13 protein-coding genes and 2 pseudogenes are annotated in these 13,411 nt (G+C 74.3%); 5 read left to right on the top strand and 10 right to left on the bottom strand.

Translation table 11 applies throughout. The features are described from left to right. The 3 genes and pseudogenes from BG452_RS45730 to BG452_RS17835 form a co-directional block, all read left to right on the top strand. Window positions 1–351: pseudogene (locus tag BG452_RS45730) on the top strand (hypothetical protein); the annotation flags it as partial. A gap of 124 nt (window positions 352–475) precedes the next feature. Then, on the top strand, window positions 476–910 hold the full coding sequence (locus tag BG452_RS17840) for a sec-independent translocase (protein WP_188305308.1): 435 nt from the start codon (window positions 476–478) through the stop codon (window positions 908–910). A gap of 201 nt (window positions 911–1,111) precedes the next feature. Further along, window positions 1,112–1,789, top strand: coding sequence for a hypothetical protein (locus tag BG452_RS17835; RefSeq protein ID WP_188305307.1), 678 nt, complete (start codon window positions 1,112–1,114; stop codon window positions 1,787–1,789). Between the two features lie 244 nt (window positions 1,790–2,033). On the opposite strand, the gene BG452_RS17830 is transcribed toward BG452_RS17835, so the two are convergent. From BG452_RS17830 to BG452_RS17815, 4 genes are all read right to left on the bottom strand, one after another. Next, on the bottom strand, window positions 2,034–3,194 hold the full coding sequence (locus BG452_RS17830) for an Mrp/NBP35 family ATP-binding protein (protein ID WP_188305306.1): 1,161 nt from the start codon (window positions 3,192–3,194) through the stop codon (window positions 2,034–2,036). Window positions 3,195–3,250: 56 nt separating this feature from the next. Beyond that, window positions 3,251–3,886 carry a DUF1003 domain-containing protein gene (locus tag BG452_RS17825; RefSeq protein WP_188305305.1) on the bottom strand — a complete coding sequence of 212 codons (636 nt, stop codon included), beginning with the start codon at window positions 3,884–3,886 and terminating at the stop codon, window positions 3,251–3,253. Further along, window positions 3,876–5,180 (bottom strand): magnesium transporter MgtE N-terminal domain-containing protein, encoded by a 1,305-nt coding sequence (locus tag BG452_RS17820; RefSeq protein WP_188305304.1) that lies wholly within the window; start codon window positions 5,178–5,180, stop codon window positions 3,876–3,878. The genes BG452_RS17825 and BG452_RS17820 overlap by 11 nt, the downstream gene beginning before the upstream one ends. A gap of 138 nt (window positions 5,181–5,318) precedes the next feature. Then, on the bottom strand, window positions 5,319–5,858 hold the full coding sequence (locus BG452_RS17815; RefSeq protein WP_188305303.1) for a hypothetical protein: 540 nt from the start codon (window positions 5,856–5,858) through the stop codon (window positions 5,319–5,321). A 218-nt stretch (window positions 5,859–6,076) separates the two neighbouring features. Here BG452_RS17815 and BG452_RS17810 point away from each other — a divergent pair, with 218 nt between their 5' ends. Next, a complete protein-coding gene (locus tag BG452_RS17810) occupies window positions 6,077–7,003 on the top strand; it encodes a DMT family transporter (RefSeq protein WP_188305302.1) in 927 nt (308 codons plus the stop codon). Window positions 7,004–7,018: 15 nt separating this feature from the next. Here BG452_RS17810 and corA read toward each other — a convergent pair whose 3' ends face one another. Continuing rightward, complete coding sequence (gene corA, locus BG452_RS17805) at window positions 7,019–8,140, bottom strand: magnesium/cobalt transporter CorA (protein ID WP_188305301.1); 1,122 nt, start codon at window positions 8,138–8,140, stop codon at window positions 7,019–7,021. Between the two features lie 404 nt (window positions 8,141–8,544). Between corA and BG452_RS17800 the strand changes: the two genes are divergently transcribed. Beyond that, window positions 8,545–9,186, top strand: a complete 642-nt coding sequence (locus BG452_RS17800; RefSeq protein ID WP_188305300.1) for a suppressor of fused domain protein — start codon at window positions 8,545–8,547, stop codon at window positions 9,184–9,186. A 48-nt stretch (window positions 9,187–9,234) separates the two neighbouring features. On the opposite strand, the gene BG452_RS17795 is transcribed toward BG452_RS17800, so the two are convergent. The 5 genes and pseudogenes from BG452_RS17795 to BG452_RS47105 all read right to left on the bottom strand — a co-directional run. Continuing rightward, window positions 9,235–10,095 (bottom strand): PHP domain-containing protein, encoded by an 861-nt coding sequence (locus tag BG452_RS17795; RefSeq protein WP_188305299.1) that lies wholly within the window; start codon window positions 10,093–10,095, stop codon window positions 9,235–9,237. 57 nt (window positions 10,096–10,152) lie between these two features. Continuing rightward, a complete protein-coding gene (locus BG452_RS17790; RefSeq protein ID WP_188305298.1) occupies window positions 10,153–10,791 on the bottom strand; it encodes a DUF6758 family protein in 639 nt (212 codons plus the stop codon). A 315-nt stretch (window positions 10,792–11,106) separates the two neighbouring features. Then, window positions 11,107–11,265 (bottom strand): hypothetical protein, encoded by a 159-nt coding sequence (locus BG452_RS17785; RefSeq protein WP_188305309.1) that lies wholly within the window; start codon window positions 11,263–11,265, stop codon window positions 11,107–11,109. 378 nt (window positions 11,266–11,643) lie between these two features. Beyond that, complete coding sequence (locus tag BG452_RS17780; protein ID WP_188305297.1) at window positions 11,644–12,522, bottom strand: alpha/beta fold hydrolase; 879 nt, start codon at window positions 12,520–12,522, stop codon at window positions 11,644–11,646. 198 nt (window positions 12,523–12,720) lie between these two features. Continuing rightward, window positions 12,721–13,411 (bottom strand): annotated as a pseudogene (locus tag BG452_RS47105) (DEAD/DEAH box helicase); the annotation flags it as partial.

Genomic DNA, 13,411 nt, shown 5'->3' with positions numbered 1-13,411 from the left:
GCCCGGCCCGACCGCACCGCCGCCCGTCCCCAGCCCGCCGCGGCCGCCGTACGCCCCTCCGCGGCCCGTGGCCGCCGACTGGTGTTCGCCGCCGCCGGCGCCTTCTCGGTCGCCGCGGTCACCCTCGGCGGCGTCGGGGGCCTCACCCAGGGCGAAGAGCAGCACGGCACCACCGTCAGCCCGGTCGGCGGCAGCGGCACCAGCGGCCGCACCGGCCTGGTCCCGATGAACGCGCAGGTCCCGGTGGACTTCCCGGGCCGCCCGGTGGCCGCCACCCGCGGGGCCGAGCCGTCCTCGTCCCCGGAGCGCTACCCCGGCAGCATCGCCGCCCTGCGCCAGCAGATCCGTTAGCGCACCCTTCGCCTGCCCCGGCCACCGGCTGGTCTTTACCACGGGTTCATCACGCCGTGGACCAGGGACCCGCCGGTGGCCATTACCCTGTAGGAACCGTCGTCCGACGAGCTAGGGAGCAAAGGTGTTCAGCGACGTAGGTGGGCTGGAGATCCTGACCCTGATCGTGATGGCGATCATCATCTTCGGCCCCGACAAGCTGCCGAAGCTGATCCAGGACACCATGGGCTTCATCCGGAAGATCCGTTCCTTCGCCGACACCGCGAAGGAGGACATCCGCAGCGAGCTCGGGCCCGAGTTCAAGGACTTCGAGTTCGATGACCTCAACCCCAAGACCTTCGTCCGCAAGCAGCTCATGGGCGACCAGCAGGACCCGCTGGGGCTGAAGGACATGAAGGAGTCGCTCGACATCCGCTCCGTCCTGGACGACAAGCCGGCCGCGCCGGTGAACGGCCGGGCGGGCAGCGTGAGTTTCGAGAAGGCCGCCGCGGCGCCCGCCTCCACCGGCGCCCCGCTGCAGCCCGGCGAGCGGCCCCCGTTCGACCCCGACGCCACCTAGCAGCACCGACGCCACCGCCCCGCCCGGCCGCCGGACTGAGCGGGGCGGCGGCGTGCGCGCCGCTATTGTGCTGATTGTTCCCGCTGAGCCGTCCGTCACATCCGCGTCCGCGCGGACCAGGAACGGCCCCCGGGAACGCCGAGGTACGCCACCATGGGAGCGCGCCACGGCAGGCACACGTGCGTTTGAGGAGGCCCGGGGATGGACGCGACGAGTCAGGCGGGAGGGGCGACGGTCACGGCCGGCGGCCCGGTGGTCGGCGGGCAGGCAGGCCCGGCGGACCCGCTGGTGCCCTACCTGTCCGCCGACTTCCCCTGGTACGGCCTGGACGACGGCTGGACCGGCCGCCGCTTCCTGATGCAGGCCGGCGCCGGCGGCCCCCGCGGCGGGGCGGCGGGCAGCGTCGACTACGGCACCCTCGGCCACGGCGACGAGCCCGCCAAGCAGTTCGAGCCGCGCGACGTGCGGAAGTTCGCCGTCGTGGTCACCGTGGCCCGCCGGGACAGCCGCCGCAGCGCCGACAACACCGGCACGCTGGAGGCGACCTCCGCCTCCTCCGCCGCCTGGCTGGCCGGCTCCGGCCTGCTCGCCGCGACCTGGCCCGGCCAGCTGGACCGCATGCTGCGCCAGGACTGGCTGGACCAGCAGAGCAACCTGGCCTGGGACCTCGCCGACGACCTGGCCGGCCCCGGCTGGTCCACCCTGAGCCTGCCGGTCAACGGCCTGCCGCAGCCGTTCCGGTACCGCGAGTCGGAGTACGGCTGGGTGCTGGCGGGCGAGGCCCCCGGCGTGCTGCTCGGCGCCTTCGGCCGGGGCGTCAGCGCGTACGGCATCGGCTTCGCCACCGTCCCCGACCTGGGCGGCTACGCCCGCCCGTAGGGTCCGTGGAGACGCCGAGGGCCCGGGTGGACGTCCACCCGGGCCCTCGGCTGTTACTCGCCCGTGTTACTCGCCCGCTCGCCTCCGGGGCGCTCGGGTCCGGTGCCGACGGTCGGCGGGCGCTGCGCCACCTCCTTCGTCGGCGGCTGGGCCCTTCTCGCTTTCGGCACCGGCGCGCCCCTTCGGCTCGGGGCGGGGGCTCGCCCGCTCGCCTGTTCGCCCGCGCGGGGCGGGTGTCACAGCCTCAGAACTTGTTCTTGGGCGTCAGGCCCAGCGACATGCCGGACAGGCCGCGCTGGCGGCCGCCGAGCTTGCCCGCCACGGCGCGCAGGGCGGCGGCGGCCGGGGAGTCGGGGGCGGCGAGCACGACCGGGCGGCCGTCGTCACCGCCCTCGCGCAGCCGGACGTCGATCGGGATCGAGCCGAGCACCGGGACGGTCGCGCCGACGGTGCGGGTGAGCGCGTCCGCGACGGTCTGGCCGCCGCCGGTGCCGAAGACGTCGATCATCTCGTCGCAGTGCGGGCACGGCATGCCGGACATGTTCTCGATCACGCCGACGATCTTCTGGTGGGTCTGCACCGCGATGGTGCCGGCCCGCTCGGCCACCTCGGCGGCGGCCATCTGCGGGGTGGTGACGATCAGGATCTCCGCGTTGGGGACCAGCTGGGCCACCGAGATCGCGATGTCGCCGGTGCCGGGCGGCAGGTCCAGCAGCAGCACGTCCAGGTCGCCCCAGTACACGTCGGCGAGGAACTGCTGGAGCGCCCGGTGCAGCATCGGGCCGCGCCAGACCACCGGGGCGTTGCCCGGGGTGAACATGCCGATCGAGATGACCTTCACGCCGTTCGCCTGCGGCGGCATGATCATGTCCTGGACCTGGGTCGGGCGGCCCTCGACGCCCAGCATGCGCGGCACGCTGTGGCCGTAGATGTCGGCGTCCACCACGGCGACCTTCAGCCCGTCCGCGGCCATCGCGGCGGCCAGGTTGACCGTCACCGAGGACTTGCCGACCCCGCCCTTGCCGGAGGCGACGGCGTAGACGCGGGTCAGCGTGCCGGGCTTGGCGAACGGGATCTCCCGCTCGGGGGCGCCGCCGCGCAGCAGCTGGGAGAGCTCCTTGCGCTGCTCGTCGCTCATCACGTCCAGCTCGACCTCGACGCCGGTCACGCCGGGCACCCTGCCGACCGCCTCGCGGACCCGGGTGGTGATGGTGTCGCGCATCGGACAGCCGGAGACGGTCAGGTAGACCGCGACGCTCACCACGCCGTCCTCGGCGATCCCGACCGATTTCACCATGCCGATTTCGGTGATCGGGCGGTTGATCTCCGGGTCGTTGACGGTCGCCAGCGCCTGGCGTACGGACTCCTCCGTGACGCCGGCCGCGACCTCTGTCTCGTTGGCCATGCCTTGATGGTACGGCGCCCGGCGAACCGCTTAACCGGCCGGTAGCGTGCCGAGGGTCACAACGGCTCGGCCGCGCCACGTCGTTCGTCGATGTCCTTGAGCAGCGACTGGAGCTCGGAGCGGATGAAGTCCCGGGTGGCCACCTCGCCGAGCCCGTGCCGCAGGGCGGCGACCTCGCGGGCCAGGTACTCGGTGTCGGCGATGTTGCGGTCGCTGCGGGCCCGGTCCTGCTCCATGTTGACGCGGTCCCGGTTGTCCTGCCGGTTCTGCGCCAGCAGGATCAGCGGCGCCGCGTACGAGGCCTGCAGCGACAGCGCCAGGGTGAGGAAGATGAAGGGGTACTCGTCGAAGCGCACACCGGCCGGCAGCAGGGTGTTCCACCCTATCCACACCACGACGAACACCGTCATCCAGACGATGAACCGCCCGGTGCCGAGGAAGCGGGCGATCCGCTCCGACAGCACGCCGAAGGCCTCGGGGTCGTAGGACGGCAGGGTCAGCAGGCCCGGCCGGGCCGTGCGCGGCTGGTCGAGGCGGGCGCGGTTGGAGCCGGTGATGGGGGAGGTCTCCAGGCGATCCCGGCTGCTGCCCTCGCGGGTGCGCAGTTCGCGCAGCTGGCGCAGTTCCCGCAGTTCGCCCTGCAGGCGTCGGCGCGCGGAGTCGCCGGGTCGTCCGGTGCGGTCACCGTCCATCGGTCATCTCCTCCCTCTCGTCGTGCCGGGTGTCCTCGTCGTCCCGGGCGTGCAGCGCGGCGTCACGCCAGTCCTCGGGCAGCAGGTGGTCGAGCACGTCGTCGACGGTCACCGCGCCGAGCAGGTGGTCCGCCTCGTCCACGACCGGCGCGGCCACCAGGTTGTACGTCGCCAGGTAGCTGGTGACCAGCGGCAGCGGGGTGTCCGGCGGCAGCGCGTCCAGGTCGTCGTCCACCAGCGAGCCGACCAGGACGTACGGGGGCTCGCGCAGCAGCCGCTGGAAGTGCACCGCGCCCAGGTACTTGCCGGTCGGGGTCTCGTTCGGCGGCCGGCAGACGTACACCTGGGCGGCCAGTGCGGGCTTGTGGTCGCGGATCCGGATCCGGGCCAGCGCCTCGGCGACCGTCGCGTCCGGCTCCAGGACGATCGGCTCGGTGGTCATCAGACCGCCGGCGGTGTCCTCCTCGTACGACAGCAGGCGGCGGACCGGCTCGGCCTCCTCCGGCTCCATCAGCCCGAGCAGCCGCTCGGCCTCGTCGCCGGGCAGTTCGGAGAGCAGGTCGGCGGCGTCGTCCGGGTCCATCGCCTCCAGGACGTCGGCCGCCCGCTCCCCCTGGAGCTTGCCGATGATCTCGACCTGGTCGTCCTCGGGCAGCTCCTCCAGGACGTCCGCGAGCCGCTCGTCGGGCAGTGCGGCGGCCACCTCGGCGCGGCGCTTGGCGGACAGGTGGTGCATCACGCTGGCGAGGTCGGCCGGGCGCAGCTGTTCGAAGGTGGCGAGCAGGTTGGCCGCGCCCTGGTCCTGCTCGGGCAGCGCGAAGCCGGTGACGTCCTGCCAGTCCAGGGTGAGCCGCTCGCCCTTGCCCTTGCGCAGCCGGGAGGTCCGGCCGACCTGGACGAAGACCTTGCTGACCTCCCACTCGCGCAGCCTGGTCTGCACCATGCCGACGTCCAGCACGGTGACGTCCTCACCGGTCTTGGACCAGGTGACGGTGCGGTCCAGCAGCTCGGCGAGCACCAGGGTCTCGGACGGGCGCTGCTCGAAGCGGCGCAGGTTGATCAGGCCGGTGGTGAGCACCTGGCCGGACTCCAGGCTGGTCACCCTGGTCATCGGCAGGAAGATCCGGCGCCGGGCGACGACCTCGACCACCAGGCCGAGCACCAGCGGCGGGCGCCCGCCCAGACGCAGCGAGACGACCACGTCCCGGACCCGTCCGACCTGGTCGCCGTTCGGGTCGAAGACCGCGATGGCGGAGAGATGGGAGATGAAGACCCGGGTACCTGGCCCTGCCATGAACTCCCTCGACTCGCTCGACCTGCTCGACGCCGTACGGTGCGCGCCGCGGCGCACGTTCGGCCAAGGCTACCCGTGCGGCGTACGCCCGGCCCGGTGAGGCACCGTAGCGACCCGAGGAGTCCTGGGCGTGAACCTTTAACGGCGCTTGAACAGCAGTTTGGGCAGACCGGCCGGGATCGGGCGGCGGGTGGTGGCCGGGGTGGGCATCGGCTGGGCGGCGAGCGAGCCGTCCGGCATGGCGCCCGGGCGCTCGGTCAATGCGCCGGACGGCCGCAGCCGCAGCACCCGGCACTCGCGTGCCCAGCGCTCGGCGATGGTGTCGGTGTCGGGCGCGTTCAGCCGCTTGCCCTTGAGCTCCTCGACGGCGCCCAGCCAGGCCTCGCCGTTCGGCGCCAGCTCCACCACCTCGGCGTTCCAGCCGGTCAGCCGGCCGCCCTTGTCCTTGCTGCGCACGGTGATCACGGCGCCGGCGCCCGCGGTCAGGCCGTGCAGCGGCTGCTCGCCGCCGTCGCCGACCACCACCACCGCGCCGTCGTGCCAGGCGTGCCACAGCGGGCGGGACTGCGTCTCGCCGTCCGCGCGTACCCAGAGCAGCCCGGACTTCTTCGCGGCCTCCTCCAGCAGGGCCTGGTCGAGGAAGTCGTCGGCGGTGGGGGCGGCGGAGTTGCGGTCCATGGCGCACAGCGTACGGGCTTCCGGCCTGCCCCGGTCGGCCGGAGGTGCGCGGTGGTGACACCGGAGGTGCGCGGTGGTCACGCCGGACGCGCGCGGTGGTCGCGTCGGACGCGCGCGCTCCTTCCGGGGACGTCTCAGCTCCCGGGCGACAGTTCCATTACCGGGCCAAGGGCCTTACCGTATGAGCGCCCCACCCCTGTGACCAGCGAAGGAGCGCCGTGCCCGCCGCCCGGCCCGCGACCGCCCCCGCCCAAGCCGCCGCCGACCCGCGGCCCGCGCACCCGCTCCCCACCGTCGACCTGCTGCTGCTCGCCGTCTCGATCGGCGGCATCTCCTTCTCCGGCCCGCTGATCTCCGCCACCGCCGCGCCCGCGCTGGCCATCGCCTTCTGGCGCAACGTCATGTCGGTGGGCGCCCTGGGCCCGTACGCGCTGCTGCGCCACCGGGCCGAACTGCGCGGCATCGGGCGACGGGCGCTGCTGCTGGCGGTCGCCGCCGGGGCGCTGCTCGCGGTGCACTTCGCGCTCTGGATGCCCAGCCTGCGGATGACCTCGGTGGCCTCCGCCACCGCGCTGGTCACCACCACCCCGCTGTGGACGATCCTGCTGATGCGGCTGTTCGGCGTCCGCGCGCCCCGGATGGTCTGGCTCGGTACCGTCGTCGCCTTCGCCGGCGTGCTGGTGCTGACCGGCGTGGACCTCTCGATGTCCCCGCGGGCCCTGCTCGGTGACGCCCTGGCGCTCGCTGCCGGGCTGGCCGCGGCCGGGTACATGCTGCTCGGCGCCGAGGTCCGCAAGACCGTCAGCACCACCGCGTACACCCTGGTCTGCTACGCCACCACGGCGGTCGGCCTGCTGGTGATCTGCCTGGTCACCGGGACCGGGCTGTCCGGCTGGTCGGCCGGGGCCTGGTGGCAGATCGTGCTGCTGATGGTCACCGCGCAGTTGCTCGGGCACTCGCTGAGCAACCGGGTGGTGCGCACACTCGGCCCGTCGGTCACCTCCACCGCGATCCTGCTGGAGACCCCGGGTGCGACCCTGATCGCCGCCCTGTGGCTGGGCCAGTGGCCCCCGGCGGCCGCCTACCCGGCGGTGGTGCTGATCCTGCTCGGTCTGGTCCTGGTGGCCCGCGGCGGGCGGCGCTGATCCCCCTGGGAGGGGCTACAGCCAGCCGTTGCGGCGGAAGCCCCGGTACATCCCGACGCAGATCAGCGTGATCGCGCCGAGCACCATCGGATAGCCGTACGCGTGGTGCAGTTCGGGCATGTAGTCGAAGTTCATCCCGTACACGCCAGTGATCATGGTGGGCACCGCGAAGATCGCCGCCCAGGCGGTGATCTTGCGCATGTCCTCGTTCTGCGCCACCGACACCTGTGCCAGGTTCGCCTGCAGCAGCGAGTTCAGCAGCTCGTCGAAGCCGTGCACCTGCTCGGTGACCCGGGCCAGGTGGTCGGCGACATCCCGGAAGTACTTCTGGATGTCCGGGTCCACCAGGCGCTGCAGCGGCTCGGACAGCTGCTGCATCGGGCGCAGCAGCGGCGCCACCGCGCGCTTGAACTCCAGCACCTCGCGCTTGAGTTGGTACACCCGGCCGACGTCCGCGGTGCGCGCGCCCTTGGCCGAGAAGACGCCGTACTCGATCTCGTCCACGTCGTTCTGCAGCCGCTCGGCGACCAGCAGGTAGTTGTCCACCACGTGGTCGGCGATCGCGTGCAGCACCGCGGCCGGGCCCTTGGCGAGCAGCCCGGCCTCGTCCGCGTCCGCCTCCAGCCGGTGCCGCAGCTCCTGGAGCGAGCCGTGGCCGCCGTGCCGCACGGTGATCACGAAGTCCCGCCCGGCGAAGACCATCAGCTCGCCGGTCTCCACCACCTCGCTGGTGGGCGTGAGTTGGTCGTGCTCGACGTAGCGGATGGTCTTGAAGACGGCGAACAGCACGTCGTCGTAGCGCTCCACCTTGGGCCGCTGGTGGGCGTGCACCGCGTCCTCCACCGCGAGCGGGTGCAGGCCGAACCGCTGGGCGATGCCCTCGAACTCGTCGCCGGTCGGCTCGTGCAGCCCGATCCAGCTGAACGACCCTGCGGTGTCCGTGAGTTGGTGCGCCGCCTTGACCCGGCGGGCGGCCTCGCGCGGGCTGCAGGCCTCACCGTTGCGCCGGCCGTGCTGATAGACGGCGCAGTCCACGACCGCCGAGCCGCTGCCCTCGGGCACGGCGTCGTACGCCCCGGTGACACCCCGACGGCGGTTGGTGCGGACGGCGGCGCGCAGGCTGTTGATCATCGACATGGCAGGCTCCCTGAGGCAGGAGCCGTCGCACGGCGGCGCGGAAGGGCCGCAAGCAGGGCCGTGGTGCGACGGCGAGGAACACCGGTGAAGGGGATGAGGGGTGCTCTCCCGGCCGGTCCGTCCGCCGCCGATCCGCGCCCGGGCCACTACGGCTGGATCAGCCGGTACGGCCTACGAGGCGAGGGATGCGGGGAAGTCGGGGCCGGGCAGAGCTGCCGGTACTGCATGGTCGGCCGGTATCCACCGCAACCACCTCCTTCGCGCCGCCGCCCCGGGACGTTCGATCCCGGTGGCCAGTCGCTCACCCTAACAGCTGGCCGGACATCGGCGCCCCGGAGTTTCCCCGCCCGGTGCCCGTACGCCCCCGCGCGGACCGGAAAGCGGCCCGGGTTACGCTCACCGGCATGGCGCACGACTTCCCGTCCTTCGGCGACCCCCACGGTGGCAGCTCCCCGGAACTCACCCGGGAGGCGGTGCTGGCCGCCGTCGAGGCCCGGCTGATCTCGACCTTCGGCGAGCCGAGCGGCCGCGCCGCCGTCACCTTCCTCGGCACCGACCGGATCGAGGTGCTGCGCTTCGGCCCGGACGACGAGGCACTGGTCCGCTACGCGACGCTCGGGATGTCCGCCGCCCCGATGGCCGACCCGACCGCGCCGGTCGCCGACCAGCTGCGCGGCCCGCGCGTCGAACTGGTGCTGACGGTGCGCGGCGGGCGCGACGGCGTGCTGCGCAGCCTCGCCACCTTCGCCGCGACCCCGCAGGTCGAGGGCCTGGTGGTGGCCCCGGGCGGCTCGCTGGACCTCGGCGCCCCGCTCTGGGACGGCGCCCCCTTCACCTCGGTGCTGGCCGCCGAGCCGGGCGGCCTGGTCGAGGACCTGGAACTGGCCGAGCCCGCCGAGCCGGTGCGCTTCCTGCCGCTGCTGCCGATGACGCCCAACGAGGCCGGCTGGAAGCGGGTGCACGGCGCGGCCGCGCTGCAGGAGCGCTGGCTGAACCAGGGCACCGACCTGCGCGACCCCCAGCGCCGCGGCGTCACGCTCGACTGAGCCCCGGCGAAGGCGGGGGCGCCCGCGCCCGCCCGCCCCGCCGCGCGGTCAGCGCTCGATCGGCTTCGCCCCGGTGGCCTGGGCGAGCAGCGCCTCGTACACCTCGGGGTCGGTGGTGTGCTCGCCGAGCCGGACGGTCTTGCGGCTGCCGTGGTAGTCGCTGGAGCCGGTGACCATCAGGCCGAGGTCGCCGGCCAGGCCGCGCAGCCGCTGCCTGGTCTCCTCGTCGTGGTCGGTGTGGTCGACCTCCAGCGCGGCCAGTCCGGCCGCCGCGAGGTCGGCGATCACCTGGTCCGGGACGGTCCGGCCGCGCTTGACCGCGCCGGGGTGGGCGAACACCGGTACCCCGCCGGCCGCCCGGACCAGCCGGACCGCCCGCACCGGGTCGGTCTCGTGCTTGCGGACGTCCGCCCGGGCGCCGTTGGCCAGCCACTCGGGGGTGAAGGCGTCCGAGACGGTGGCCACCACGCCCGCCTCGACCAGTGCGCTGGCGATGTGCGGCCGCCCGACCGAGCCGGCCCCGGCGATCCGCTGCACCTGCTCCCAGCTGATGTCCGCGCCGAGTTCCCGGCAGCGTTCGACGACCGCCCGGCCGCGCCGGAAGCGGTCGGTGCGCACCAGCTCCCGCTCGCGCGCGAACTCCGGCTCCTCGGGGTCGAACAGGTACGCCAGCAGGTGCATGCTGACGCCGTCCACCACGCAGGACAGCTCGGCGCCCGGGACGACGGTCAGCCGGGCGCCGTCCGGCAGCGCGTGCACCGCCCCGGCGGCCTCGGCGTGGCCGGCGACGGTGTCGTGGTCGGTGAGCGCGACCACGTCGAGGCCGGCGGCGACCGCCGCCGCGACCAGCTCGGCCGGGCTGTCGGTGCCGTCGGAGGCGTTGCTGTGGGCGTGCAGGTCGATGCGCACGGGGCGGACTCCTGGGGGCTCGTGGGTGCCGCCCAGGATAGGCCGTTCAGGGGTCGGTCAGCCGAGGAGCTGGGGGGACAGCGCCCCGCAGGGCAGCAGGTCCAGTTCGGCGCCGGCCTCGCGCAGGTCGGTGAGCACCAGTTCGTCGTACATCACCAGGGCGGACTGCTCGGGCCACGCGACCGCCCAGAGCCAGAGCCCGCGGGCCTCGCCGACGAACACCGCGCGGTCGGCCGGGGCGTCCGGGACGTGGAACATCGGGGTGGGCCGACCGGCGGCCATCAGCTTGGCGTCGGCGGGCTTGTAGAGGCCGACCGAGTCGCCCGGGTCGGGGCCGGGCAGTCCGGCGTAGCGGGCGCCGAGGCCGACCCCCAGTTCCTCGGCGACCAGCACCAGTTCGCCGAAGCCGCCGAGCGGGGCGGGACCGGAGCAGGCGACGGCGGTGGCCCGGGCGCCGGAGACGTCGTCGCCGACGTGGGCGATGCCGGTGTACAGCCAGCCGACCGGGAGCGGCCAGGGCAGCCAGACGGGGACCTGCGAGCGGGCGACGGCGACTCCGAGGGCTTCCACACTCGGGGGCAGCACCGGCTGCATCGGGTGCACGGCTCCGTGCCGGCCGCATTGCCAGGTGTCCGAAAAAAGACCGGGGGCGCGGACCCGACCGGCGCACCTCGGGCAGCTAGGCTCGCCCCTCATAGCCGACAACGCTCCTCCCTCCGGACCGCCGCGTCAAGGACGATCACCCGTACGGACGGCTCGGCGGCACCTGTCGCTGGTGACGCCCGGCCGGCGCGGGGCGCGGGCGGTTCCCGTTGGGGGATGTCCCGTGGCGGGCGGTGGCAAACGTTCCGGGGGCCGGGTCTGGGGCCGGGATCGGGGCCGGACGCACTGACGCCCCGTCAACGGCGATCGCGGTGACGGGGCGTCAGTCGGGTATCGGCACGTCCGGATCGGACGCTCCCGGCTCGTCGGCGGCGGGTGGGGCCTCCCGGTCGGAGGCGCCGCGCAGGGTCAGACGGTCGGGCACGGGCGGATGAGCAGGCGTTCGCCGGTGCGGGCGGCGTCCTGGACGAGTTCGCGGACGGTCTCGGCATCGGCTATCACGCGGTCGGTCGCGGAGCCGTTGGCGTCGTCCAGTCGAAGGATCTCGAAGCGCATGGGCTTGGTCATGGGCGTCTCCTTTCCGGGCCCCGACGGGCGGGGCGATTGCGGCTGAGTCGGTATCAGCCCTTTCGGGGTCCTACGGATCCGGCGCTGTGGCCGGATCGGGCGGGGCGTACGTGCGGCGGTCTGCTGCGGCAAGGGCTCCCCCTGCTTGCCTGGTGCGTCCAGTGCCTCGTGAATCACGGTGCCGTGGTGGTGCTACCGGGCCGTTGCCCGTCCGTAACGTCCAGGTTTCGACTGAAAGGCACCCCGGTGGGGGTCGTCGATGATTCCCGGACAGAATCAAAGATTACCGTAACTAACGACTTTTGTCCTGCGCTGAGCCCGGTCGAACCTCCGAAAGTGGTTCAGACCACTCCAAGCGGTGCGCCGGTCAGGGGCCGCTCAGGCCCAGAACGCGGCCAGCGCGTCGGCCGTGGCGGCCGGCCGCTCGGCGTTGGGGGAGTGGGCCGCACCCGCGACGACCACCCGGCGGGCGCCCAGCCGCTCCGCCATCGCGGTCTGCTCCGGCACCGGCCAGGCGTAGTCTCGCTCCCCGGACAGCACCAGCACCGGCAGCGCCCCGGCCGCCGCCGCGGCCAGCTCGTCCACCCGGTCCGGCGCGGCCACCAGGTGCCCGCCCGTGACGGCCAGCGAGCGCGGCACGTTCGCCACCCAACGGCGGTGCAGGAACTCCGCGACGTCCGGCGCCAGGACGGGCTTCGGCTCCTCGCTGCTCTCGTCCATCTGCCGCATGACCTGCCAGATCTCCTCCAGGCCCATGACCGGCAGGACGTCCAGCAGCAGCTTGGTCCGGGCCGCCTCGGCCGGGTCGATCGCCCCCGGCCCGGTGGCCATCAGGGTCAGCGAACGCCACGGCAGCGGGCCCTCGGCGGCGGCCGCGAGCACCGCCTCCCGGACCACCTGGCCGCCGAAGGAGTGCCCCAGCAGGTGCACCGGCCCGCCCTCCGCGGCCAGCACCCCGGTCAGCGCCCGGACGTCGGCGCCCAGCTCCGCCACGGCGTACGCCGCCGCGTCGTCCGGCCCGCCGGTCTCGTACTGGCCGCGCTGGTCCACGGCCGTCACCCGGTACCCGGCGGCCGCGAGCGGTTCGAGCAGCGCGATGAAGTCCTCCTTGCTGCCGGTGAACCCCGGCACCAGCAGCGCCGACCCGCGCACCGGCCCGACCGGCTCCGCCCGCAGCGCCGCGAACTCCCCGCGCGCGGTCGGCACGCGCTCCGCTCGGGCACAGCCGGGCAGGGTCAGGAACGGCGGAGTACTCATGAGCGGTTTCCCTCCCGGGGCAGGCGACGCCCCGAGCCTATGCCGTCCCGGCGCCCCTTCCACGAGCCGGGACATCCGGGAACGCCCGGGGCGGCGGGAGGGCGGGGCGCCTGGCGGGGCGCCGGCTCGTCGGACCGGAACGCCCGAGGGGGCGGCCGGACCGTGATGGTCCGGCCGCCCCCTCGGGGGTGGGGCGGGTCAGCCTTCCGGAGTGGCTTCCGGGGCGGCCGCGGCCTTGCGGGTGCGGGTCCGCTTGCGCGGGGCCGGCACCTCGGTCGCCGGAGCCTCGGTCGCCGGGGCCTCGGCGACCGGAGCCTCCGGGGCGGTCTCGGCGACGGCCTTGGGCTTGCGGGTCCGGGTGCGGGCCGGCTTCTCCACGGCCGGAGCCTCGGTCGCCGGAGCCTCGGCGGCTTCGACGGTCTCGGTGACCTCGGCCTTGGGCTTGCGGGTCCGGGTGCGGGCCGGCTTCTTCTCGGCCGGGGCCTCGGCCGGGGCCTCGGTCACCGCGGCCGCCTCGACGGTCTCGGCGACCTCGACCGTCTCCGCCTTGGGCTTGCGGGTCCGGGTGCGGGCCGGCTTCTTCTCGGCCGGGGCCTCGGCCGGAGCCTCGGTCACCGCGGTGGCCTCCACGACCTCGGCGACCTCGACCGTCTCCGCCTTCGGCTTGCGGGCACGGGTCCGCCGCGGCTTCTCCTCGGCCACCGGCTCGGCCGCGACCACCGCGGCCTCGACGACCGCGGCAGCCTCGGCCACGACCTCGGCCGCGGCCACCGGGGTGACCTCGCCCGCGGCGGAGCCACCGCGCGAACGGCGGCGACGGCGGCGCGGGGCGGCCTCGCCCTCGGCACCCTCGACGGCCGGGGCCGCCTCGGTCACCGCGGCGGTGACG

The sequence above is a fragment of the Streptomyces sp. CBMA123 genome, assembly GCF_014596465.1.
Lineage (GTDB): Bacteria > Actinomycetota > Actinomycetes > Streptomycetales > Streptomycetaceae > Kitasatospora.
The sequence above is the reverse complement of the archived record's forward strand: the minus strand, read 5'-3'. Positions and strand labels throughout refer to the sequence as shown.